The organism is Caballeronia sp., from assembly GCF_028292365.1.
Lineage (GTDB): Bacteria > Pseudomonadota > Gammaproteobacteria > Burkholderiales > Burkholderiaceae > Caballeronia.
In genome coordinates this window covers 1-23,804 of record NZ_JAQGMM010000208.1, presented here as the reverse complement: position 1 = coordinate 23,804, position 23,804 = coordinate 1, and the positions used below count along the sequence as shown (strand labels likewise).

Below are 23,804 nucleotides of genomic sequence, written 5' to 3'. Positions count from 1 at the left end.
GATGGACGACGAATATCAATACGAGTGCCCGAGCGCCGATATCGAGTTGCTGGCCCGCGTGGTCAGCGACCTGTTCCCGGAGCAGACGCAATTCGCCGAGCGCCCGGGCGACGACGGCCAGCTTTCGCTCGTGATTCATTACGTAGCAATGCGCTTCGGTGCAACGGCGCGCCGTATTGCCATCGATATCCGCTTCGATCCCGCCGCGCTCGCGCGTTACCGGGCGATGCCGCCGCGCCTGCACGCGCGCAGTTACGCGGTGCTGCGTGCTTATGTGGAAGCCACGCTGGGTTCGCTCGAGGAGATGTACGCAGCCGGGGAAACCGTGCCGCGCACGGTGGAGATCGATATCGGCGAGGATTTCGCGTGAGTGCGCGTCTGGCGCGCGCAGAGCAACCTGGCTTGGCGCTGCATAAGTGCCTATAACGCGCGCCTATGAAGCGCGCTTATAAACTTTCGCGAAACGGGCCGCCTTGACCACCCCGTAGTCGCCCGGCGCGTATTGCATGACCCAGTCGCCTGCTTCGCCGTGAAGCACATCGCCGGCTTCAGAACGCGCGATTGAAAAAGCTTCGTGCATTTGCTTCGCGAGAACCGCGACCGGCACGTTCCGGTACGCACCGGCGTGGCCATGCGTGAGCCCGTCGTGCGCGACGTACTTTGCGTCGAATCGATCCCGCGATACCACCCAGCGTTCGCCGGTAGCGCCCGTGATCAACGCATCGCCGGGCGCATAACGGTTCGGACCTTCCAGGCTCATCAGCGAGCCCGGTTCCTCTGCAAACTGGACCACGACGGTTTCGTCCTTCACCACGCGATGCGCGGCGAGGTCAGCGGTGAGGTCGAGTTGGGTAAGCGTAATGGGTGTCATGCGGGTGTCATGCGGATGTAATGGAGATTAATGGGAAACGCCGGAACGATAATAATCCGCGATCGTAACGCCAAATACAAAAGCGCTCGCATCGAAACTACGATGCGAGCGCTTTTTTCACGACTCACGGGCATAACCCGCGCGAAGTCCAGCCTTCAGGTCAGGCCGTTGCGGGAGGTTTAGGGCTTGGTGATCGAAGCACTGTCTGCCGCAGCAGCCGGCGCCTTGCGATGCTGTGCGCGGCCTCTATGCGCACCCGGTTTGCCCGACTGGTGGAAGCTTGCGTCGGCGAGTTTCTTCTGCTCGGGCGACAGGCTTGCGTACAGCGGTTCGAAGGCATCGACCAGATGCTTCGTGCCGTCCGCGTGCGCCTGCGTGATCTGCTCGTACTGCTTCATGTCGTCGAGCGCGCTTGTGTTGTCGCCCAGCGCCATGCGTTGACGGTACAGCTCACCCATTGTGTGGCCATTGTCGCGCATCACGTCGGCGAACTTGTTCCATTGCTCGTCCTGGGCAGAGGTGATCTTGAGCTTGGCATGCAGTTCTGCAATGCGTTGCTCGACGCGTGCTTCACGCGCCTGGCCGCGTCCCGTATCCGGTGCCGATGCGCCTGCGGGCGCAGCAGGCGCTGCCGGAGCGGACGATTGGGCGAAAGCCGTGGAAAGGGCCAGCGAGGCAGCCAGTGCAACGAATGTTTTTTTCATGGGTGACACCTTGGGTCCATTGAGAAGGGGCAAGCAACACACGCTAAAGGTAACGTGTGATGTTTGGCCGACGCCGCTATTAATATCACGTTAGCGCGCGGCATTGCTTTGGTTGCCACAACTGCTTACAACCGATACGTCTGCGAAAAAAACGCAATGACCGGGCAAGCCGGGTTCGCCAAGGGCAGGAGTTTAACCAACAGGCGAGGGCAGCCGTAGATTGATGCGCTCGTGTTTTAATGGCTGTGCTGTTTCATGTTTTTGTCATGCTTTGTCATGTGCGAGAAGTCCTGCAAGACTTCATGCCGTACTCTCACTGGTGTAAATAAAATTAACGAAAGGACCACGCCTTATGCGACCGCCGCGCCTTGATCAGCTCGACGATATCGACCGGAACCTCGTCGCGTCTTTGCAGGTGAACGCCCGTGAAAGCGTGTCCGAACTTGCGCGTCAACTCGGCATTGCGCGCACGACGGTGATCGCGCGGCTCGCGCGGCTTGAGAAGACCGGCGTGATTGCGGGGTATGGCGTGCGGCTGGGACAAGACGTGCTCGATGCCAGCATCCAGGCCTACGTGGGTATCAAACTGGCACCGAAGTATGGCCGCGATGTGCAGAAGCGCTTTGCCAGGATGCCCGAGATGCAGCTCCTTTGCGCAGTGAGCGGAGAGTTCGATTATGTTGCGTGGCTGCGGGCGGATTCCCCCGACCGGCTGAACGATCTGCTCGATGAAATCGGTGGCCTGGAAGGCGTTGAACGCACGACGACATCGATCATTCTTGCCCGCAAGGTAGATCGCGGTGGCTTGGGTTGAGAGGGTTGAAAGAAGGGTTGAAAAGCTTTTCTCATGAAGGCGAATCCAGCGATTTAACACAATTTGTCGTGCAGAGCCGTCAAAACGTCGAAATTGCTAGTCGATTCGCATCATTTTGTGTCTTTTATCAATATTCATGCGCTCCTAAACTGGGGGTCGGAGATTTGCCTCTCGACCGCCCATCAAGGAGATAAACATGAAAATAGCCCTCATCGGCGCCGGCCTGATTGGCCAGAGCATTGCTCAATTGCTGCGTGAAACCGGCGACTACGAGGTCGTCGTTTTCGACCGTGATGCTCACGCACTCGACCTGCTTGAAACGCAGGGTATTCCTACCCGCCGCGTCGATTCCGCCGATGCAAACGCACTGCGTCTTGCACTGCAAGGCTTCGACGCACTTCTTAACGCAATGCCGTATTACCTGGCTGTGACCGTTGCCACGGCGGCGAAAGCGGCCGGCGTGCATTACTTCGACCTGACCGAAGACGTCCGGGCAACGCACGCGATCCGCGAGATTGCCAACCATTCCAGCCACGCCTTCATGCCGCAATGCGGCTTGGCGCCGGGGTTCATCGGTATCGTGGCGCACGACCTGGCGAAGCGCTTTGCCGAGGTGCGCGAGGTCAAGATGCGGGTTGGGGCGTTGCCTGAGTTTCCGACCAACGCGTTGAAATACAACCTGACCTGGAGCATCGATGGCCTGATCAACGAGTATTGTCAACCGTGCGAGGCTATCCGCGACGGCAGCACGCAATGGGTGCAGCCGCTGGAAGGGCTGGAACATTTTTCGCTCGATGGCACCGAGTACGAAGCGTTCAATACATCGGGCGGTCTGGGTACGCTATGCGAAACGCTGGCCGGCAAGGTGGAAACGCTGGATTACAAGTCGGTGCGTTATCCCGGGCATCGCGAGCTGATGAAGTTCCTGCTCGACGACTTGCGCATGTCGAGTGACCGTGACGGATTGAAGGCGATGTTCCGGCGTGCCATTCCGGCTACGGCGCAGGACGTGGTACTGGTGTTCGTCACAGCGACCGGGATGCGCGATGGCCGTCTTGTGCAGGATGTATTTATGCGCAAGATCTTCGCGAAGAACGTTTGCGGTGTGGCAATGAGCGCCATTCAAATCACGACTGCCGGCGCGATCTGTGCGGAACTCGATCTGTTCCGTGAAGGCGTGTTGCCGCAGAGCGGCTTTATCCGTCAGGAGCAGGTGCCGCTCGAAGCGTTCCTGGCGAACCGGTTCGGACAGTTGTACGAAGGTGCGAGCACGCTGGGCGTTGTCCGGCAACTCCAGGCCGCCTGAGGCTTCGCTCGCAACGACGCCCCGCGGTCGGCTGGTTTTGAGCGCGGGGCGGAGCGAGCGATTGACGATTTCGTTGGCCTGATCGAACCCAGCGGGCCGGCGGATCAACTCCTTCCGTATTGATTCATCAGTGGCGTCGACGTAATGCCATGCAGGATTACCGACGCCGCAATCACTCCAAGCACCAGCGGAGCAAGCGGTTCAGCAACACTGTGAGGCGCATGCTCCAGTGCGTACAGCAGGTAATAAAACGACCCAACGCCGCGAATCCCGAACCAGCTGGTGAGCAAGCGCTGCGATCGCGTCGCCGATGACCCCAGCAACGAAGCCTGCACCGACACCGGCCGCGCCACGAAAAACAACAGGCCGACCACTGCAGCGCCTTGCCACGTAAACAACCGATCCCACACATTGGCAAGCACGCTGCCCACCATCAGCATGACCGCGACTTCTGCGATCCGCTCGAGTTCTATCGTGAAGCCGAGCACCCGTTCCGCGACAAACGCATGTGCACGATCAGGATCGGAGGCGGTAGCGCCAACATCCTCGGCATCGATGACGCCAAGCGCTTCGTGCGCCGACTTGTCGCCGCTAGCCTTCTGTTCGACACGCCGCATCGCGAGGCCCGCCGCGAATACGGCGAGGAACGCATAGGTGTGGATCAATTCGGCTACGCCATACGCGAGCGCGATCAAACCCAGCGCATAAAAGCCCTCAGGTCCGAGCGCCAGGCCATGGCGGCTGCGTAGCCACGCAATCAGCCGCACCGCGAGATCTCCAAGCAGCCACCCTACGGCCAATGCACCGGCGACCCCCCAGAGGGCATCGCCGGCGAAATGCCAGCTCAGCGCCTGCTGCGGCGACGCCTCGAAGTTGCATACCGCAATGCCCAGCAACGCAAACGGCAGGGCAATACCATCGTTCAAGCCCCCTTCGCCGGTGAGCGAAAAGCGCAGGAGGTCGATATCGCCGGGAGCTTGCACTTGCACGTCATGGGCGAGCACGGGGTCGGTGGGGGCGAGCATCGCGGCAATGAGCAGCGCGGGTCCCCAGTTCATGTGCAGCAGATAGACGCCTGCCAGCGTCATGATGGCGACCGTCGCCACCATCGCGACCAAACCAAGGCGCACTGGCAGGAGCCAGATGCGGTCGGTGGGCGGCACGCGCAGGCGCAACCCGATCGCGAACAGCGAAACGAGCATGGCGACTTCGGTAATCCGGCGCAGCAGGGTGGCTTCGCCCAGCAGATCGATCTTAAGCAGGCCTATGCCAAACGGACCCAGCCCGAAACCGATGGCGAGGTACACCATGGCGCTGCTGATCGGCAGTTGTTTGAACGTCGAACTGGCAAGCCCCATGAAAATGAGAACACCGCCAACGACGAGAAACCATATCGTTTCGGTCATGAGAGCCTGAGTTGAATGCAGCGTACGCGAGTAGGAGCAAGGGGCGTGCCACCCGCACCGGCTAAGCGGTTCGAAGCGCCTGGTAGAGGGCGCGCCGGGGGATGTGCCGCATGCAATACGTACCAGGCGGATGAGTTTCGCCGCGTGAAACGCATTGAGCTTTGTTCGTGCATCGGCACGCCGCGCAACGCCCTGGGCTCGGGCACAATGATGCGCCTGCAGAGCGTCGCCCTGATGATAAAACCATCGTTGGACATCGACGCAGGCGGCCGGCTGGGTAAAATCGCGCGCACCCGCTCGCCGCCCGCCGCACGTCGCGAGCCAACGAACCGTTCAGATCATCGTGAAACGCAAAATGCCCGCGCTGAATGCGCTCAAAGCCTTCGAGGCGGCCGGTACCACCGGCAGTTTCACCCGCGCCGCCGAGCTGCTGAACGTCACGCAAAGCGCGGTCAGCCGGCAGGTCCGGCAACTCGAGGAGCAGCTCGGTGAGACGCTGTTTTCCCGCCGTCATCAGCATCTCGTCCTCACGCCGAGCGGTCGCGTGTTGCTGCGTGCGTTGCAACAGTCGTTCGACAAGATTGAACTGACAGTTCGCGCGATCAGCCAGAAAAACGATGTCAACCGCCTGCGTATCAACGTCCCGCCGACCTTCGCCGCGCGCTGGCTGGTGCCGCGTCTCGGGCGCCTGCGTGAAGCATTTCCGCAACTCGACCTGAGCATCACCACGCGCGTGGACGATGGCATCGCGGATTCGAACCGGCTGGATTGCGCGGTGCGTTTCGGCGATGGCGAATGGAGCAACCTTGAAAGTACCTTGCTGATGCACGAGCGGCATATCGCGGTGGCGTCGCCTGCGTTGCTGGATCGCGCGGGCGCGGATACGCCGGTGGAGCTGAACCGCTTCACCTTGCTGCATGTTTTATCGGGCGAAGATCAGCGGTATCTGACCTGGCAGCACTGGCTGGGCGCCGCGCGTATTGAAGGGGTGGACACGGACAACGGTCACGAATTCGACCTGCTCGATTTGTCGATACAAGCTGCCATTGACGGCATGGGCATCACCATTGCCGATCGTCACATGATCGCGGCCGAACTGGCGTCCGGGCAATTGCGGCAGGTGCTGGATGTGGAGATAGAAGGGCGGCAATCGTACTGGTTCGTGCTGCGCCCCGAGCAACGTGCAAGCGGGACGCATCGACTCTTCCAGCAGTGGCTTCAGACCGAAGCGGCGGCCAGCGCTTCGCGTTGAACGAAGGTGGTGGGCGCGGTGGCATCGTCGAGAATCATTTGTGCGCCTTTCTCCGCCACCATCATCACGGGCGCATTGATGTTGCCGGACGTGACGTTCGGAAAGATCGACGCATCGACAATACGCAACGCTTCGATGCCATGCACGCGCAGGCGGTCATCGACTACGGCGGTCTGCGAGTCCGGGCCCATCGCGCACGATCCGCACAGGTGATAGATCGAGCCGCTGTTCTCGCGGAAATACTGCAGCATGGCGGCTTCGTCGCCATCGGGTACGACCGACGCGCCCGGCAGCGTTTCTTCCACAGTCACCGCGCGCAACGCCGGGGCCTGCATGATCGAACGGATCAGACGGCTGCCCTGGATCACTTCATCTATGTCCTTTTGCGTCGTCAGATAGTTGGCGTGAATCAACGCGGCGTCGTTCGCGTTCGGTGACGCGATCTCGATCGATCCGCGGCTTGTCGGACGGCACGGATTGAACGCAAGCAGGAAGCCCGGATACGGCTCAGGCGTGAGCTGCGAGCGATTCGATTTCGGAATCCGGTACGACAACGGATTGAAGTAAAGCTGCAGGTTCGCGAGCGGGCTGGCCGGGTCCGTGCTGAAAAATCCACCGGCCTGATTCACGCTCATCGCAAGCGGTCCCTTGCGCGTCAGCAGATACTGCAGGCCGAGCTTCAGCTTGCCCAGCAGCGAACCAAAATCGCCGTTCAGCGTAGGCATGTTCGCGCGATAGTAGTAGCTCGCGCAAAGGTGATCCTGCAGGTTCTGGCCGACGGCCGGCAGCGCATGCACGAGAGGAATTCCGTGGCGTGCGAGCAGTTCCTTCGGTCCAATGCCGGAGAGTTGCAGCAGCTTGGGCGTATCGACTGCACCCGCGCACAAGAGCACTTCGCGTGTGGCGTGGAAAGTCCGCTTGACACCGTTCTGCGATACCTCGACCCCTGTCGCACGCAGTCCATCGAACAGCACGCGCGAAGTCAGCGCGTGATGTTCCATATGCACATTCGAGCGCTTCAGCGCCGGTTCCAGATACGCCACATTGCTCGACGCACGTTGCCCTTTGTGCGTGTTCACATCGTAGACGCCAACGCCTTCAATCTTCGCGCCGTTGAAGTCGTCGTTGCGCGGAATGCCCATTTCGTCGCAGGCATCGAGGAAGTGACGTGTGATCGCGTGAATGCCGCGTTTCATCGACGTCACGTGGATCGGGCCGCTCGCGCCATGCACTGCGGTGTTCCCGGCCTCATGGGTTTCCAGCTTGCGGAAATACGGCAGCACGTCCTTATACGACCAGCCCGCGTTGCCGGCAGCCGCCCAATCGTCGAAATCGCGGGGCGCGCCACGCACGTAGATCATCGCGTTGATGGAGCCGGAGCCACCTTGCACCTTGCCGCGCGGTGCATAGATTTTCCGGTCCGCCAACTTTGCTTCCGGCTCGGTGTAATACATCCAGTTGCAGCCCGGATCGTAGTAGGTCTTGGCAAACCCCACCGGAATCTTGAACCAGAATGAGTCGGCCTTGCCACCCGCTTCGAGCACGAGCACGGAGTATTGTCCCGAAGCCGACAGCCGCTCGGCAAGAATGCAGCCGGCCGATCCCGCGCCAACGATGATGTAGTCGTAAGTCATGTTATGTACTCAGCCTCAGCCTTTGGCCGGAGAGGAATCCCGGACATCGGCAGGCTTGGACGCCATCTGCAGATGCAGACGTTCGCCGGTGTAAGGAGAATGGGCGCGTACTACATCCATGTTCAATTCCACGCCCAGTCCCGGCGCCCTGGACGGCACGATATAACCGTCTTCCCATTGAATCGGCGTCTTGAGAATCTCGGCATGAAAGCCGTCCCACGTACCAATGCTTTCCTGGATCAGGAAGTTGGGTGTGCAGGCGGCGAGCTGGATGCTGGCCGCCGCGCCGATAGGTCCGTTGTACAAATGCGGGGCGATCTGTGCGTAATAAACCTCGGCGAGGGCCGCGATCTTCTTGCCTTCGAGCAAGCCGCCGCAACGCGCGACATTCAATTGCAAAATGGATGCCGCGCCCGCTTGTAGTAGCTTGAAAAATTCATACTTGGTCGTGAGGCGTTCACCGGCCGCGATGGGGATGCTGGTATGACGCGAGACCTGCGCCATGGCGTCTTCCTGACCGGGCGGGACGGGCTCTTCGAACCACAGCGGGTCGTACTTTTCGAGGCGTTGCGCTAGGCGGATAGCGGACGAGGGGACCATCTGCCCGTGCGTTCCGAACAGCAGGTCGCATCGGTTGCCAACAGCTTCACGGATGCGCTTGCAGAAGGTCTCGCAGCGTTCCAGTACATCGAGCGAAATCTGATGGCCCGAGTACGCGGTATACGGACCGGCGGGATCGAACTTGACCGCGGTGAAGCCAAGGTCCGCGTTGCGAACGGCACATTCAGCCGCGAGATCGACATCGTCGTAGTCGTATTCGCCCGCGGCGTTCTTCGGGTAGAGATACGTGTAAGAACGCAGCCGTTCGTTAACCAAACCGCCGAGCAACTCATACACCGGCTTGTCCGCTGCCTTGCCAATAATGTCCCAGCACGCCATTTCCAGGCCGCTGACAACGCCCATCATCGTGAGGTCGGGGCGTTGCGTGAAGCCGCTCGAATACGCTTCGCGGAAAAAACGCTCCACGTGGTGCGGATCGTGGTCTTGCAGATAACGTCCGAACACGTCGTCGATAATGTGCGCCATCGCTTTCGGATGGAACGTCGCGGAATAAATTTCGCCCACGCCTTCAATCCCGCAAGCGGTTTTCAGCTTCACGAAGATCCAGTACATGCCGCCCAGGTGTGGCGGCGGCACGGCTACGAAATGCGTTTCGAGAGAGACGATTTTCATTGGAGGGCGTCCTTTGCAACGGTCGTACGCATGCGCTTGAGTGCGAGTGCGGCGATACCGCCAATCACGCTGATCGCAGCGATGTAAGAGAAGTAAAACTGGTAGCCGAGAAGGCCGGGGAAATGCTCAGTAGTCCAGCCATTCACGAGCGGCAGGAACACGTCGGGTGAATAACCGATCAGCGAAACGAGGCCAATCGCCAAGCCCGTTATACGAAGCGGAATGCCGCATTGGTCGAGCAGCGACCAGTAGAGTCCACGAATGGCATAGGTGAGGATGCCGATCACCAGCACCACGATAGCGATCATCACAACGCCAGCACGCGGATCGATATGACCGAGCGTAGGCAGCACGATCAGCGAAACCAGGCCGAGCGCCGCGAGAAACAGCGCGCTGGTCAACACGCCAAGTGTGGAGAAACGATCGCCCAGATACCCGCCGCCAATACCGCCAATCGGGCGCATCCACAGCTTGAGCGTGGTGAGTGTACCGGCCATGACCACGGTCATCTTCAGGTCGCCGACTTGCAGGTAAGCGGAGAAGCTGTAAGTAGCCCAGAAGATCTGATAACCGCAGAACACAATGGCTGCCATCAGCCAGAGTTGTGGAATGCGCATCAGCGTGAGGAGATCGCGCCACAGCGAATGGCGTTGCGTGAGATTGTCTGCCGCTTGCTGTTGCTCTTGCGCTGTTGCGGGTGGTTCCTTGACCAGCACCATCAACAATCCCAGCGCGATACAGACGGCCGAATACAGGTAGACGACATATTTGAAGCCTACGTTGATCGGCAGGCCGTGCTTCTCGGTGGCGGTCGCGAAGATCACCAGCGCAACAGTCGCAAGCAACGCCTCGATCAAGCCGCGTCCACCGTCGAGCAAGCCGAAGAAGCGGCCTTGTTCGTCGTGCGCGGCAATGGTCTTCACGCGCTTCAGGATGGAAGCCCAGAAGGTCAGGCCCGTGGTCAGTCCCCAGCAGCAGAACACGGCGAGCAAAACAGGGAAACTGGGTGCGGTCGAATAAACCAGCCCGAGTCCGCCTGTCGCGATCAACGAAAAGCAGATCAGGAAGCGCGGCGCGATGCGGTCGGCAAGCCAGCCGCTCGGCAAATAGCTGATCAGGAAAACGGTGCCGAGTATCGAATACAAATAACCAAGCTGGCTATTGTCGATGTGAAAAAACTCGAGCATTGGCGTCTGGTAGACCTGACGCAAATACAGCAGCGGATAGATTGCACCCGCCGCAACCACTAGCAGCATGAGCTGTATGTATCGCTGCGCACGTGTTGTATCGGCTATTGGCGGTGTGATGCCGGTCAAGGTTTTTTCCACAATAAGTCTCCTTCGGCGGTTCGAAAACGAACGCCGCTTTTATAAATGTTCGGGTAAGTGTTGATCGATTAGTGGTTCAATGAGGCTCAGTACTTCATGATGACGAGACGCGTCTGCGTGAATTCGAGCATGCCGTGCTTGCCGTCATCGCCGCCGAGGCCCGAGCGTTTCCACCCGGCGTGAAAGCCTTGGTATGGATCGGCGGGTGTGCGGTTCACGTACAGTTCGCCGGCTTCAATCTCGTTGGCCACGCGCATAGCCGTGCGATAGTTCTCGGTGTACAGAACCGAAGACAAGCCGTACTGATGGTCGTTCGCCATCGCGAGGGCGTCGTCGAGCGTGTCGTACGAAATCACCGGCAGCACCGGTCCGAAAATTTCTTCGCGGACAATCTCCATGTCGTGGCGGCAGTTGACCAGCAGCGTTGCCGGATAGAAATAGCCGGGGCCTTCGGGTAACACGCCGCCGGTGGCGATCGTCGCGCCTTCGGCGACGGCGCGCTCGACCATCGCGTGAATGTTGCGCTGCGCCGAGCGGCTGACGAGCGGCCCCATCTTCGATGCATCTTGCGAGCGATCGCCGAAGCTGACCGACTGCATCTTCGTGCGCAGCAATTCGACGAATTGATCATGCACGCTGGCATGCACATAGACGCGCTCCATTGCCGTACACAACTGCCCGCAATGTGTCGTCTTCGATGCCACGATAGCGCTCGCTGCCGCTTCAAGATCGGCATCCGGCTCGATGATCGCCGGCGCCTTGCCGCCGAGTTCCAGCGAAGGCTTGGCGATATTCGCCTTGCAATAATCGAGCACGATGCGCCCGGCGCCCACGCTGCCGGTTAGCGCAATCATGCCGACTGCGGGATGCGTGCAGACGACGCCGGCGGTAGCGTGGTCCATCGCGAGCACGTTGAAGACGCCCGCGGGCAGGCCCGCTTGACGCGCAGCTTCGGCGATCTCGAATGCCGACGCCGGCGTGTTATTGCTCGGCCGTACGACGACCGTATTGCCGGTGATCAGGGCGGGCGCGATCTTGCGCAGCAGGGTATACACGGGGTAGTTGAACGGGATCAGGCAGGCCACCACGCCGATCGGTTCGCGATGCAGAATAAGGTTCTCGTTCGGGGTATCGCTGGGAATGACTTCGCCTTCAATCCGGCGCGCCCATTCCGCGTGATATCGCGTGATGTCGGCGGCGTAGCGGGCTTCGTTCTCCGAATCGGCCACGCTCTTGCCCGACTCCAGCGCGAGCGCCGCGCCAATTTGCGGGGCGCGCTCAACGATGGCGTCGGCGAAACGGCGCAGATGTTCTCCGCGTTCAATCGCCGTCAATGCGCGCCACTTCTTCTGCGCACGCGACGCGGCTTCGACCGCGCTCAGCGCGTCGTCGTGCGAAGCGAGCGTGACGCGCGCGATAATGCCCGAGGTGGCGGGATTGTTGACATCGGAGAAAGAATCGGATTGCGACTCGACGAAACGGCCATCAATGAAATTACGGTAGGTGCGCATCGTGATTGCCAGGAAAGGTGAAGCGCCGCGGTGATCCGCGACGTGAGTGGCGGTAGTTTTATCGGGCGTGACACTCGGCCACAAGCGATTAAAACTCGACCCGCCCATGCGGAAAACGCACTGAAAGGCGGGGGCATTCATGCAGCGCGATCGCCTATGGCGAGCTACCATTCGAAAACGCGGCATTCGTCCATTGATCTGGCCGGATTATTCATTGGGAGGTTCGCATGTCACAGCAGATGTCACAGCACTTCGACGCTATCGTGATCGGCACCGGACAAGGCGGTGGCCCACTCGCCGTCAAGCTGGCCGAGAGCGGCCGGCGGACCGCCGTGATCGAACGGCATTTGTTCGGCGGCACTTGCGTGAATGTGGGCTGCACGCCGACCAAGACCTACGTGGCGAGCGCGCGTGCGGCGCACGTCGCGCGTCATGCCGGGGACTACGGCGTGATCGTGGAAGGCGAGGTGCGGGTCGACCTGGGGCGTGTCAAGGCGCGCAAGGATGGTGTGATTGCGGAGTCACGCGACGGCGTGGAGAAGTGGTTGCGTAGCACGCCGAACGTGGTGGTCTTCAACGGCCACGGCCGTTTCACAGGCGCGCATTCAATCAGCGTGACGAAAACCGGCGGCGAGCAGCAAGAACTCGACGCGGACGCTATCTTCATCAATACCGGCACGCGTGCAACCGTGCCGGAAATCGAAGGGCTGGCCAGCGTTTCACATCTTACGAATTCCACCATCCTCGAATTGACCGAGTTGCCGGAGCATCTGGCGATTGTCGGCGGAAGTTACATCGCGCTGGAATTCGCTCAGATGTTCCGGCGTTTCGGCAGCCGCGTGACCGTGCTCGTCAGGGGCGACTGCGTGCTGGCGCGTGAGGACAAGGACTTCGCTGTTCAGATCCAGAAGGTCATGTTGCGGGAAGGCGTGGAATTTTTGTTCAACACTGAAGCGTCGAAGCTTGAACCGGCAGGCAAGGGGATTCGGATCACGCTGAAGGGCCCGATGCAGGATCAGAAAAGCATCGAAGCGTCGCATTTGCTGTTTGCAACCGGACGCACGCCGAACACGGATGACCTCGGGCTGGAGCAGGCGGGCATCGTGTTGAACAAGCACGGTCTGATCGATGTGGACGGGCAGCTTCGCACCCGGACAGAGGGCGTGTGGGCGCTCGGTGACGTCAACGGTCGCGGCGCATTCACGCATACGTCGTACAACGATTATGAAATCATTGCGTCGAACGTGGTGGATGGCGAGAGGCGCAGCGTTGATTCGCGCATCATGTGCTATGCCGTTTTTGTCGATCCGCCATTCGCGCGCGTGGGCATGAGCGAGACGGAAGTACGCAAGGACGGCCGGCCCGCATTGATCGCCACCATGCCGATGTCACGCGTTGGCCGGGCTCGCGAACGCGGCGAGACGGATGGCTTCATGAAGGTGCTGGTCGATGCCGAAACGAAGAAGATCCTCGGCGCGGCCATGCTGGGTATTGAGGCCGATGAAGCCATCCATACGTTCATCGACATCATGAATGCCGATGCGCCGTACACCACGCTGCAACGCGCGATGCATATTCATCCGACCGTCAGCGAGTTGATTCCTACGTTGCTCGGCATGCTTGAGCCGCTGAAATGAGCCATTGAAATGATTCACGCCCGGCGTTGCTTGATGCGTTCAGCGATGACCGGACTCTGAAGTGAATGCTCATAAGCGCTTCTGTCGGCGCTGAGCGTGGAATCGTTGTTGGCGATGGCAGTCAGTTGACGCTTCATTGAACGCACGGTAGTCGGTACGCAAGCACGAAGCGCATCGATGTATTCCGCCGTGCGCAAACTCAGTTGCGCGGGTTGCACAAGCTCGGTCAGGAAGCCGATGCGCAGCATCTCAGGCGCATCTAACGTCATGCCCGTAAGAAAGAGCCGTTTCGCCTGAGCGAGCCCCAACTCACGAACGTATCGACGCATGCCGTCGGGGTAATAGTGCAAACCAATTCGCGCAGCCGGCATGAACATGCGCGTGCCCTCTACGCCTATGCGCACATCGCAGCACAGTGCAAGATCCGTTGCCCCGCCATAGACGCTGCCGTTGAGCGCGCAGACAGTAGGCAGGGGGCACGCTTCGAGCTCGTTCAGGAAGCTTTCGAACGAATCGTCGATATTACCCGCGGCCAATTCGGACAACGTATAGCCCGAGCTGAACGTGGTCGTGCCGGTTCCTGTGATGACCAGCGCTATGGCTGTTTCATCGTTCGCCGCCGATGCAATCGTTTCCCTGAGCCCGGCCAGATCAGCGGGATCGATACGATTATGGTGCTCCACGCGCGTGAGCTGGATAGTGACAACGCCCTCGTGCCGCGAACAGGAAAAACCTGGAGCCGTGCTGGTATTGGTCATGTTTCTTTCGCTCGATCTACCGCGACTCACTCAGGCCGCCGGGGTAGCTTCCTTGCCCTTTGCGGCTTCGTCGTTGGCGGCGGCATCGCGGGTTTCCGGCATCGCCAGCCATACCAGCGCCACGGCCAGCGCACCGGCTGCGGCAAGTCCAAAGAAGCTGGTGTTTACGCCGAACTTGTCTGCCACGAACCCGGCAATCGCTGTGCTCAGTGTTGCACCAACGCCCGCCGCCAGCCCGAAGAATCCAATACACAAGTTGTATCGGCCCTTGCCTCCGGCCACGTCGGCTGCAATCAGCGGCAGCATCACGCCGAACACGGCAGCGCTGATACCGTCGAGCATCTGCACCGGCACCAGCAGGTAAGGGCTGCTCGCGCTGCTCGCGGCTGCGAACAGCAGCGCACGTAACGGCAGCGCCGAGAAGCCGATGATCAGCACCGGCCTGCGCCCCCAGCTTTGCGCCTGCCGCCCGACCCACGGCGACAACCCTGCCACGATGAACTGGGGCACGATAATGCACGCCGCGATCACGAGCTGGACGTTGTCGCCCATGTGCGCCGTGACTTCGCCGGCGGCGAGGTTCAGCATGGCCGCATTCGACAAGTGGAACAGCACCACGCACGCCGCGAAGGTCAGGAGCCTCGGATCGCGCAGCAGATCGCGCAGACTTTCGGGCCGGTCAGCCCCGATCGCGCTTACCGCCCCAGCGATGCTCGCGCCCGCTTTCGCCGCGGCTTTTTTCATGCGCGGCACAACCGGCGCCATTTCGTGATGAATCATGTTCAACGCGATAAGCGCAGGCACCGCCAGCGCCGCCGTCAAAAAGAACACCGATCGCAGCGACAGATACTCGCCGAACAAACCCATCGCTGCCGCCGTGAGCGCGCTGCCGATAGATGCCCAGCGTGCATTGCGCCCAAGCCGGTTGCCGAGATCGGCGCGCGAGACGAGGGCGAGAGAGATCGCGGCCATTGCCGGCACAAGCATGCAGCTCGCGAAGCCGTGCAGCACTTCGGCCGCGAACACGACGGTGAACGTAGGGCTCGCGCCTAGCAGCAACGCGCTCACGATGATCGCGATGATGGCGGCGGCCGCGGCGCCTTTCTTGTTGCGCAACGCATCGACAAGCGCGCCGGCTGGCAACTGGCTCGCCATTGCGCTGATCGTGCCGACGCTCAGCATCAGCCCGATCTCGCCTTGCGTCCATTTGTTCGCGGCGAGATAGGAGGCGATGAACGGCCCAAAGCCGGTCTGCACATTCGCGACAAAGAAGTTCAGCCAATCGAGCGCGCGCAGACTTCGTGCAATTCCCATAGCTCAGATCGTCCTCATTGTTTCGAGGGGCGCGCAACGGCTGCCGCACCGGCTTTCGCACCTGACGCCGGACCGGAGGCCGCAGCTGCAACCGGAGCCGCAGCCGAAGCGGGCTCCGGCGACTCGGCTGGTTCCGGTGGCGGGACGACGGGCGAAATGATCTTGATCGGCTGATCGGGCGAGTAAGTTGGAGCGGCTTTGATCTGTGCGTCGGTGAAATCCAGTTGCAATTGCATTACCTTGTTGCGCGAGACCACGTGGAGGTCGGGCCAGTTCGCCGCGACTTGCCGCTTGTCGGCGGCGAGGGAATCGGAGAGATCGATCACGAGTGCCTGAGGCTGCGCCTGGGCATCGACCAGCACGTCGACTACGCGGCCCATCCGCGCGCCGTTTTTCTGCGACACATTGGAGTCGATGAGCTGAGCGAGCGTCGCCGGAACGTCATTGACCGAACCGGGTCTCGCCGATGCTTCCTGGGCCTTTGCTTTCGCCGCGTTCGACGCTGGATTGCTGCCAGGCGTCGGAATCGGTATCGCGAACGTGATGGGCGCTTTTTTCGTGGCCGGGTTGAACCGGAACGCGGTCCACGGGAAGGTCACCTTGCGGTCCCCCACACCCAGGAAGCCCGCCAGGTTCACGATCATGATCTTCGGTTTGCCGGCGGCATCGGCGTACATGTCCACCGCGCGGCCGATCACCTTGCCGTCCGGGCGCTGGATCTCGCTGTCGAGCAAACCGCGGATTTGCTCGTGTTGCATGATGCGCGTGGTGAGCAGCGGCGGCGGTGTAGGCGGCGCTTTTTCCTCGACGGGCGGCGGCGGGGGCGGCGGCGGTTTTTTCGGCACGATCACACGTCGTTTGGGCGCGGGGCGCGGGGCTTTCGGTTCGACGGGCGGCTGGGTGGCAACCGGCGTCGATGCCGGCTCTTCCGGCTCCGCGACTTCCGGCTCAGCGGGCGGTTGCGGCGTCGACAAGTCGACAATCGGCGCTGGCGCCTGATGCGGGAACAGGCTGCATCCCGACATGACCGCCAGGACGAGGAGGATCGCAAGCGTTCGGGCCACTGTTCGCCAGTGCCATTCGTACGCTCGAAGCGGGAAACCGCCACTCATCACAAGAGCTCCATCTTGCAGGACTGCCTTCACGAAATTCGTGCGCCGTCGCACGGGGTATCGACGGCGCGTGGGTTAGGGGTGAGGTTCGATACGGGTGAACCGGGCACTTGCACCTGGTTCGTCGCGTTTCGCCTCATATGTCCGGCTACGCTCAAACGCCCGGCGGACGCGACTTCGCCTCGGCTGCCTGCGCGAGCCGCGCGGCGGTGTCGGGGGCGCCCATCTTCGCGGCGGCGTCGCGCGCAGTGAAACCGTTCGCGTCCTTCGCGTCGGGGTTCGCGCCTTTCTCGATCAGGTACTCGACCATCTCCACCCGATTGAACATGGCGGCGATCATCAACGCGGTGCGTCCATCCTGCGATGCCCCTTCCACGTCCGCGCCGTGTTCCAGCAAAGCCTCGATGACCGGTTTGTAACCCTTGAACGCCGCGCCCGCGATGGGCGTCTGGCCGTTGTCATTGCGCAGGTTCGGGTCTGCCTTGTGTTCGAGCAGCACGCGCACCGCGTCGGCATGGCCGTGGTAGCTCGCGAGCATGACAAGCGTGTCGCCCTTGTCGTTGCGCAGGTTCGGCGGCAGGCCTTTGTGCAACAAGGTGTCGAGCATGGCGGCGTCGCCGCGGCGGGCTACGTCGAAGACCTCGCTCGCGAAATCGATGAGTTCGTCGCTCAAGGGTTCCGGGCTTTGACCGGGAATGCGTGCGGGTGAATCGGGTTGCATGGGAGGCTCCATTAGGATTGCATGGACGGATGCGGCGCGGCCGTTGTTCGATGCCGGGTAGCGGGCGGGCGCCGGGTCGGGCGATGTTCGGTTGGTGCTGCCTGTAACGTTCGATCAGCGTCCGGTCAGCTTTCGACGTCAGGCGGGGTCGCTCAGCTGTATCGGGCAGCGGTCCTGCGGTCGTTCATGGTTTCTGCAGTTTCTATCAGTGCGTCAGGATACACAGGTTTGGCGGCAGGCCGCACCGGGATAGCAGGAATCGCGCCTTGGTCTGGTCAACCTTGCTTACCGTCCTTTTAGCGCGTCCTGACAACGCGTTCGGAGCGTCATTCTAAAGGGTGCGTGTTCATCGGCCTGCGTTCTTTAGCGACGCTGACGATGAGTGAATGATTTGACCGGGGTTTATCCGGTTTTGCAGCGGCGTTGCTTGTTCCTCATTGCGGTCTCTTTCCACCGCTTCTTTGCTGTTTATCGGCCGGTCATCCAGGTTTCCGTCATTGGCATTTTTCCTGGTGGTTGCCCACAAAAGCTATCCGAGGCGCGTCACTTGACCTGCGCCTATCGCGCGCTTACGCTCGCCAGCACTTCAACTGGAAATGCACCGTGAACCCCAATAACGCCGACAACCCTGACACGCTTCGTCGAGTCGCACCCGCCGCCGAACGTAATCGCGGACCCATTCTCGACGTCCTGAGCCGTGTCCTGCCCAAGACTGGCATGGTCCTCGAAATTGCGAGCGGTACGGGGCAACATGCGGTCCACTTCGCCGCCGCGCTGCCTGCCATCACGTGGCAGCCGAGCGATCCCGACGCGGCCTCGCGCGCCTCCATCGACGCCTGGCGCAAGAACGTCTCACTCGCCAACCTCAATGCACCGATTGCCCTGGATGTCCGGTCGGCCCCGTGGCCGGTGCCGGATTCCCTTGCGGCAATCGTCTGTATCAACATGATCCATATTGCGCCTTGGGAGGCGGCCGAAGCGCTTTTCCAGGGTGCCGGCGAGCACCTGGCAAGCGCCGGCGTGCTCTTTTTGTACGGGCCTTACAAGCGCGGCGGGGCCCATACCGCCCCGAGCAACGCAGCCTTCGACGACCAGCTTCGCGCCACCAATCCCGCCTGGGGCGTTCGAAACATGGAAAACGTGGTGGATCTCGGGCGCGCGGCAGACCTGTGGATGGAAGAAGCCGTGTCCATGCCCGCGAACAACTTCTGCCTGATTTTCAGGCGCACCGGCATCTGACGAGTCTGACGCGTCTCGCGTGGCGGGAGTGAGGCAGGGGAATCCAGCGCAGAGCGTTTTCAGGGATGAACCCTGATGGTTTCGTCTCGGCTGGACGGAAAGTGGCGGACACTGTAAGCAGGGCGCAAAATCGTCATAAGAATAGTGTCCGGCCGAGCGCTGCGGTGCTGCAAAAACGCGGTTTCACCGACTGTCCACGCCCGTCCAGTCTGCTTCCGGCATCGGCTGCCACCCCGTGTCGCGCCTCAATTGTCGTCTGGCGTGTAGACTGCGGTAGGCCTTTGGTTGCACTGTCTCCTCAAAGCACTTTTTTCGTCTGTTTTCTTGCCGATTCCCTCAAGCGGAGGCATCGTACATGCATGTAGCGCTGCAACAGGACGTCGCTCCGAGCGAACTTCCGTCCCAACAGTCTCAACCGGCGGCGCGTGATCTGCGTCGTGTCGATATTCATCCTGATCACTGGTATCCCGTCGCCTGGTCGCGGGAAGTAAAACGCGGTAAGGCGCATGGTGTTCGGTTTGCCGGCGACCCCGTCGTGCTCGTCCGTACGGAGAGCGACAAAGTGTTCGCTCTGGAAGACCGCTGCGCGCATCGACAGGTGCCGCTGCATGCGGGCGTGGTCGACGGCGAATCCATTCGTTGCTGCTATCACGGCTGGACCTACGACTGCACCGGCCGCTGTATCGACGTCCCGTATCTCGGGCGCGAACGCCTGCCGAACGGCGTTCGTTCGTATCCGTGCCGCGAAGAAGCCGGCCTGATTTTCATTTTCCCCGGCGACCCGTTGCTCGCCGAGACCACGCCGTTTCCCGCGCTCGGTTCTGTAGGCGATAAAGCGTATAAAACCCGCCGCTTCGGCCGCGAAGTGAAATGCCATTACAGCTTCATGCACGAGAACCTGATGGACATGAACCATCAGTTCCTGCATCGCAAGCAAATGGGCCAGATGAAGGCGCGTTCAGTCGGGCGCAGCCGCGGCGAGGACTGGGTGGAAGTGAACTACACGTTCGCGCGCGAGGAGGGCAAGCAGCCGATCGGCGAGGCGCTGGTGTTCAGCCAGAAACGCGGCACGAAGCCCGACGAGAACAATAAAGACGTGATGACGATCCGCACGGAGTATCCGTACCAGACGCTCAGGATCCGCACCAAGGACCAGACGATGGTGATGGATCTGTGGATCGCGTACGTGCCGCTCGACGCCGAGCAGCGCACTAACCGCACGTTTGGCCTGCTGTCCATCCGCCGGCCGAAAATCCCGGGCGTTCTCGATGCCGCGTGGCCATTGCTGGTGTGGTTCACCGAGCGTATCTTCAAGGAAGACCGGTGGATTGTGGAGCGCGAGCAGGAAGCGCATGACCGGCAGGGCGCCGATCATAACCATGAGGTTTTCCCGGTCATCCTCGAATTGCGCTCGCTGCTGACTGAATGCGGCGCGCCAGTTCGAGAACCCGCGACGGAGCGTCGTGTGCATATGATTCAGCCGATTAGTGATTAATCGCCGGCGAGTCTCCGGCTTAATCCCGGTTGACTCGCGCACACGACAAAATGCCGCAGTACCAACGTCTTGATCAAGACGTCGCAGTCATGAAGTATTAACCAGAAGAGGTCGACCATCATGGAACCCAACTCGACAGAGAACCCGGTCAAACCGGCGGCGGAAGCGCCTCCCGAACAGGACCACTTCGATGCCGCGATCAGCCACGTCGATCATTCCTATGCGTCGGGTGTCATGGCTGCAGGCGCGGCCAAGGGCATTCTCTACAGTGTGATCGAGACGCTGGGCACGCTTATCGGCGACCCGGATTTGCCGGAGCATGCACGGTCCGGCTATGAGGCGTTAAGAGTGAGCGCGCAAGAACTGCGTTCGAAGATCGACTAAGCGTTTGCGCTTTGTTTTCGCTTTGTTTTAGTTTCAACCTCGAGTCCTGCAGCGAGTCCCGGCGACGCATTTTTACGTCGCCTATGTTCCCAAACTGCAGCGGCTCGGGCAATAATGCAAGGTCAACCACGGAGCACATCATGAGCAAGAGCCAGGACGCGAAGAAAACCGAAAAGAAGGTCGCTGTCAAATCGCCGAAAGAAAAGAAAGAAGCGAAGAAAGTGAAGAAGGAGGCGTCCAAGCGGCAGTAATGGAAGTGATGGAAGTGATGCAAAAGCTGCAGACGGGCGCGTTCAACGTCCGCCCGTTTGATCTTCATCCGGCTTGTGTCCCGGTTGTATCCCGTCTCCGTTTTCGCTTCCAGATTCCCGCTTCCCGCAGCACGTTTTGGTCATTCACGGCCCGCTTTTAGCGGGCCGTTTGCATATGAAAGGCCATGCGCGAGTGAAGGTGTTCCGGATGCCCCAGTCACCCTTTTACGTGGCCATCGTGCAAGGTGTCGTCCGCTCACAGTGGACGCCGATATCCCTGCGAATTGTAAATCTTCTGTATGATAATGATTCTCAATAACATGTTTCAATCCGTTTTCGTGGATTGAGACGGCACCTCTGCACGCTCTCCATGCCAGATTTGTTCATGTCGGGATCCGTATTGTTCGCGATCGCCGGCGCACTTGCGTTTTACCTCGCCGCGCCCGGCCAGCGTTGGCTGCGAGCACCGTTGGCGCCGCGGCTTTTTAGAACGATTGCGGCAACATCAAGCATTCTGGGCGTTGTTGTCGGCGCGAGCAGGCTGCATCCCGCCACCTCGCTTGCCATCGTGTTCACGGCGGCCATGGCGTGCCTGACTGCGTGTCCGTTTATTGGCGTGTTGCTGGAGCGGACGCGGCTTCGCGGCGCTTCGAGGTGACGTTGAAGACAGGGCAGCGCGAGACGTTATCGCGGGACTGGTTGTCCAAGACGCTGGCAGGGGTGATCGGTGGGTTCGGTCTCGCGATTGTGGCAAGCGGACTGCTTGCCTGCCTGACGCCCGGCCCACTCGATGTACAAAACAAATTCCAGGTCGCGATGTGGCTCGTGCCGCCGGTATGGATCGGCGTGATGAGCGTCGGTTTCGTGTTCCGAAGCGGTCTGCGCGCGTGGGCCTGGCTAGGCGGCGCCAATCTCGCGGGCTTCGCGATGCTCGCACTCGCCCGCCACTTTTTCATTCGATAACCCCATGCGCAGCGACGTCATCCGCGTCTACAAGACGGTTCACACCTGGACGGGCATTGTCGCCGGCCTTGCGCTTTTTATCGCGTTCTATGCCGGCGCAGTGACGATGTTCAAGGACACGCTGAACGAGTGGGTTACGCCGCCGGCCGCGCATGCCGAGGTTTTTCCGCTGGCTCAGGCGCCGGCCGTTATCGAGCAGACGCTGGCTGCGCATCCGGCCGCGCGGAGCCAGTTCACATTGAAGATCGAACCTGCCGGCGCGGCCAGTCTTTCGTGGCGCGAGCGCGGTAAGCCGCAGCGTTTCAGCGCCACGCTCGATGCTGGCGGCAAGCTCGAAACGCATGCACGCGGCGCGTCAAACGCAGCGAGTTTCATTGATGTTTTGCACATGACGGCCGGCATTCCAGGCGGTTTCGATGTCGGGATGGGCGTGATGGCCGTGGTGTCGCTGCTTTACGGGCTGGCGCTGGTATCCGGTGTGATCGTGCTGCTGCCGAGCCTGATCAAGGATCTGTTTGCGTTGCGCGTGGGCAAGAACCTCAAGCGGATGTGGCTCGATGCGCACAACGTCGTGGGCATTCTGAGCTTGCCGTTCCATATGGTGATGGCGTTATCGGTTGTCGCGTTCGGTTTGAGCGACTATATCTTTGCGGTGCAGGATCGCGTGATTTATGGCGGTACGCTCAGCGCCACGGTGAAAGCGCAGAACCCGTATTACGCGAAGGCGCCTGCGGTGCCTGATGGCAAAACGACGCTTGTCTCACCGCTGCAAATAGTGGCCGCTGTGAAGCAGCACGCACCGGAATTCGAGCCGGCGGAGTTGAGTTATCGGGGAGCGGGGGCACCGGGCGCGACGGTATTTGTGAGTGGCAGCGATCCGCGTTATCTGGCGCGCAGCGGAGGATTTGCGCTGCTGGATCCGGTGACCGGGCGCTTTCTGAACGCTCAATTCCTGCCCGGCGCCACCGATGGAAACGCGTGGTCCGCGGCCACCAGCGCATTTTTCGCGTTGCACTTCGGCAGTTATGGTGGCGAGCCGATCCAATGGGGTTATTTCTTTCTCGGCCTGGCCGGCGCGTTCTTGTTTTATTCGGGCAATCTGCTTTGGATCGAGAGCCGCCGGAAGCTCGAACGGGGGGCCGATCCGCTGAGGCAACGGCCCGCGACCTACTTCATGGCAGCGCTGACTGTTGGCGTGACGCTGGGTTGCGTGGCGGGCATTTCCGCGACGCTCGCAGCGGGGAAGTTGCTGAACGGCCGTGTGGCGGATTTGTCGGCGTGGCACGCCCGGATTTATTACTCGGTGTTCCTGGCGAGCATTGCGTGGGCGTTCGTACGAGGCGGAGCGCGCGGATCGGTCGAGCTGTTGGCGCTGACAACGGCCGCGACTTTGCTGGTGCCGCTGGCGTCGGCCGTCGGCTGGCTGTTCCCCTCCACGGGGATGTGGTTTGAGCCTGCGGCGGCCGGGGTGGATGTGTGTGCGCTGATAGGCGCAGGGTGCCTTGCCTGGATGCTGCGGGCAGCCGCGAAGCGAGTCGCGACCGGGCGGCAGGATAGCGTATGGGGATATTCCGCTCGCGCCCGATGACGGGTTTGGCGCCGCTCGGCAAGGCTACGCGCTTGAAACTTGACGCTTGAAGCGGATTTTCTATCGTGACGGTTGCGTCGAAAGCGCTTTCAGACTGGGGCATAACCCAGCGCTGCGTCAAGGCAACGCACCTTGCTAAACAGCGCGGGACGCCACGAGCTACGTCACGATGTCCCGCGTTTTATCTCCCACTTCTATCGCACCCGACAAGTCCTTCGTATAACGAACGGCCGCGCTACGACCGGCCATCTCACGTCCACAAAAACCGGTTCGCGGTAAAACC

The 23,804-nt window shown here is 60.9% G+C and carries 23 protein-coding genes; 12 read left to right on the top strand and 11 right to left on the bottom strand.

Features of this window, described 5'->3' with window-relative positions; translation table 11 throughout:
• The first annotated feature begins 1 nt into the window (after position 1).
• Positions 2-370 carry a DUF3022 domain-containing protein gene (locus JWR14_RS12875; protein ID WP_299706908.1) on the top strand — a complete coding sequence of 123 codons (369 nt, stop codon included), beginning with the start codon at positions 2-4 and terminating at the stop codon, positions 368-370.
• Between the two features lie 63 nt (positions 371-433).
• Here the strand turns inward: JWR14_RS12875 and JWR14_RS12870 are convergent, their stop codons facing one another.
• Together JWR14_RS12870 and JWR14_RS12865 are read right to left on the bottom strand one after the other, a co-directional pair.
• Positions 434-871, bottom strand: coding sequence for a PGDYG domain-containing protein (locus JWR14_RS12870; RefSeq protein ID WP_299706905.1), 438 nt, complete (start codon positions 869-871; stop codon positions 434-436).
• A 179-nt stretch (positions 872-1,050) separates the two neighbouring features.
• Positions 1,051-1,575, bottom strand: a complete 525-nt coding sequence (locus tag JWR14_RS12865; RefSeq protein WP_299706902.1) for a Spy/CpxP family protein refolding chaperone — start codon at positions 1,573-1,575, stop codon at positions 1,051-1,053.
• Positions 1,576-1,927: 352 nt separating this feature from the next.
• Between JWR14_RS12865 and JWR14_RS12860 the strand changes: the two genes are divergently transcribed.
• Positions 1,928-2,389: an Lrp/AsnC family transcriptional regulator gene (locus tag JWR14_RS12860; protein ID WP_031356349.1), complete on the top strand. Its 462-nt coding sequence runs from the start codon at positions 1,928-1,930 to the stop codon at positions 2,387-2,389.
• Positions 2,390-2,585: 196 nt separating this feature from the next.
• Positions 2,586-3,695, top strand: a complete 1,110-nt coding sequence (locus JWR14_RS12855; RefSeq protein WP_299706897.1) for a saccharopine dehydrogenase C-terminal domain-containing protein — start codon at positions 2,586-2,588, stop codon at positions 3,693-3,695.
• A 104-nt stretch (positions 3,696-3,799) separates the two neighbouring features.
• On the opposite strand, the gene JWR14_RS12850 is transcribed toward JWR14_RS12855, so the two are convergent.
• Complete coding sequence (locus JWR14_RS12850) at positions 3,800-5,101, bottom strand: cation:proton antiporter (RefSeq protein WP_299706894.1); 1,302 nt, start codon at positions 5,099-5,101, stop codon at positions 3,800-3,802.
• A gap of 355 nt (positions 5,102-5,456) precedes the next feature.
• Between JWR14_RS12850 and JWR14_RS12845 the strand changes: the two genes are divergently transcribed.
• Positions 5,457-6,353, top strand: a complete 897-nt coding sequence (locus JWR14_RS12845) for a LysR substrate-binding domain-containing protein (protein WP_299706926.1) — start codon at positions 5,457-5,459, stop codon at positions 6,351-6,353.
• On the opposite strand, the gene JWR14_RS12840 is transcribed toward JWR14_RS12845, so the two are convergent.
• The 4 genes from JWR14_RS12840 to aldA all read right to left on the bottom strand — a co-directional run bounded on the left by JWR14_RS12840 (position 6,320) and on the right by aldA (position 12,059).
• Positions 6,320-7,987, bottom strand: a complete 1,668-nt coding sequence (locus JWR14_RS12840) for a GMC family oxidoreductase N-terminal domain-containing protein (protein ID WP_299706891.1) — start codon at positions 7,985-7,987, stop codon at positions 6,320-6,322. The two genes, JWR14_RS12845 and JWR14_RS12840, sit on opposite strands and share 34 nt — an antisense overlap.
• A gap of 15 nt (positions 7,988-8,002) precedes the next feature.
• On the bottom strand, positions 8,003-9,220 hold the full coding sequence (locus JWR14_RS12835) for a mandelate racemase/muconate lactonizing enzyme family protein (protein ID WP_299706888.1): 1,218 nt from the start codon (positions 9,218-9,220) through the stop codon (positions 8,003-8,005).
• On the bottom strand, positions 9,217-10,548 hold the full coding sequence (locus JWR14_RS12830) for an MFS transporter (RefSeq protein WP_299706885.1): 1,332 nt from the start codon (positions 10,546-10,548) through the stop codon (positions 9,217-9,219). The genes JWR14_RS12835 and JWR14_RS12830 overlap by 4 nt, the downstream gene beginning before the upstream one ends.
• 86 nt (positions 10,549-10,634) lie before the next feature.
• Positions 10,635-12,059 (bottom strand): aldehyde dehydrogenase, encoded by a 1,425-nt coding sequence (gene aldA / locus JWR14_RS12825; protein ID WP_299706923.1) that lies wholly within the window; start codon positions 12,057-12,059, stop codon positions 10,635-10,637.
• A 239-nt stretch (positions 12,060-12,298) separates the two neighbouring features.
• On the opposite strand from aldA, the gene JWR14_RS12820 reads away from it, so the two are divergent.
• Positions 12,299-13,696, top strand: coding sequence for an FAD-containing oxidoreductase (locus JWR14_RS12820; RefSeq protein WP_299706920.1), 1,398 nt, complete (start codon positions 12,299-12,301; stop codon positions 13,694-13,696).
• A 14-nt stretch (positions 13,697-13,710) separates the two neighbouring features.
• Here JWR14_RS12820 and JWR14_RS12815 read toward each other — a convergent pair whose 3' ends face one another.
• The 4 genes from JWR14_RS12815 to JWR14_RS12800 form a co-directional block, all read right to left on the bottom strand.
• Positions 13,711-14,454, bottom strand: a complete 744-nt coding sequence (locus JWR14_RS12815) for an enoyl-CoA hydratase/isomerase family protein (RefSeq protein ID WP_299706882.1) — start codon at positions 14,452-14,454, stop codon at positions 13,711-13,713.
• Positions 14,455-14,484: 30 nt separating this feature from the next.
• Complete coding sequence (locus JWR14_RS12810; RefSeq protein ID WP_299706879.1) at positions 14,485-15,768, bottom strand: MFS transporter; 1,284 nt, start codon at positions 15,766-15,768, stop codon at positions 14,485-14,487.
• A 14-nt stretch (positions 15,769-15,782) separates the two neighbouring features.
• Positions 15,783-16,880 carry a PRC-barrel domain-containing protein gene (locus JWR14_RS12805; protein ID WP_299706875.1) on the bottom strand — a complete coding sequence of 366 codons (1,098 nt, stop codon included), beginning with the start codon at positions 16,878-16,880 and terminating at the stop codon, positions 15,783-15,785.
• Between the two features lie 154 nt (positions 16,881-17,034).
• Complete coding sequence (locus tag JWR14_RS12800) at positions 17,035-17,601, bottom strand: ankyrin repeat domain-containing protein (RefSeq protein ID WP_299706873.1); 567 nt, start codon at positions 17,599-17,601, stop codon at positions 17,035-17,037.
• A gap of 382 nt (positions 17,602-17,983) precedes the next feature.
• Between JWR14_RS12800 and JWR14_RS12795 the strand changes: the two genes are divergently transcribed.
• The 7 genes from JWR14_RS12795 (at position 17,984) to JWR14_RS12765 (ending at position 23,521) form a co-directional block, all read left to right on the top strand.
• A complete protein-coding gene (locus tag JWR14_RS12795; protein ID WP_299706870.1) occupies positions 17,984-18,208 on the top strand; it encodes a hypothetical protein in 225 nt (74 codons plus the stop codon).
• Positions 18,205-18,840, top strand: coding sequence for a DUF938 domain-containing protein (locus JWR14_RS12790; RefSeq protein ID WP_299706867.1), 636 nt, complete (start codon positions 18,205-18,207; stop codon positions 18,838-18,840). Before JWR14_RS12795 ends, JWR14_RS12790 begins: the two co-directional genes overlap by 4 nt.
• A 355-nt stretch (positions 18,841-19,195) precedes the next feature.
• Complete coding sequence (locus JWR14_RS12785; RefSeq protein ID WP_299706864.1) at positions 19,196-20,335, top strand: aromatic ring-hydroxylating dioxygenase subunit alpha; 1,140 nt, start codon at positions 19,196-19,198, stop codon at positions 20,333-20,335.
• 120 nt (positions 20,336-20,455) lie between these two features.
• Positions 20,456-20,719 (top strand): hypothetical protein, encoded by a 264-nt coding sequence (locus JWR14_RS12780; protein WP_299706861.1) that lies wholly within the window; start codon positions 20,456-20,458, stop codon positions 20,717-20,719.
• A 636-nt stretch (positions 20,720-21,355) separates the two neighbouring features.
• A complete protein-coding gene (locus JWR14_RS12775; protein WP_299706858.1) occupies positions 21,356-21,628 on the top strand; it encodes a hypothetical protein in 273 nt (90 codons plus the stop codon).
• Positions 21,625-21,933, top strand: coding sequence for a hypothetical protein (locus tag JWR14_RS12770; RefSeq protein WP_299706855.1), 309 nt, complete (start codon positions 21,625-21,627; stop codon positions 21,931-21,933). Before JWR14_RS12775 ends, JWR14_RS12770 begins: the two co-directional genes overlap by 4 nt.
• Before the next feature lie 4 nt (positions 21,934-21,937).
• Positions 21,938-23,521 (top strand): PepSY-associated TM helix domain-containing protein, encoded by a 1,584-nt coding sequence (locus tag JWR14_RS12765; protein ID WP_299706852.1) that lies wholly within the window; start codon positions 21,938-21,940, stop codon positions 23,519-23,521.
• Positions 23,522-23,804 lie beyond the last annotated feature (283 nt).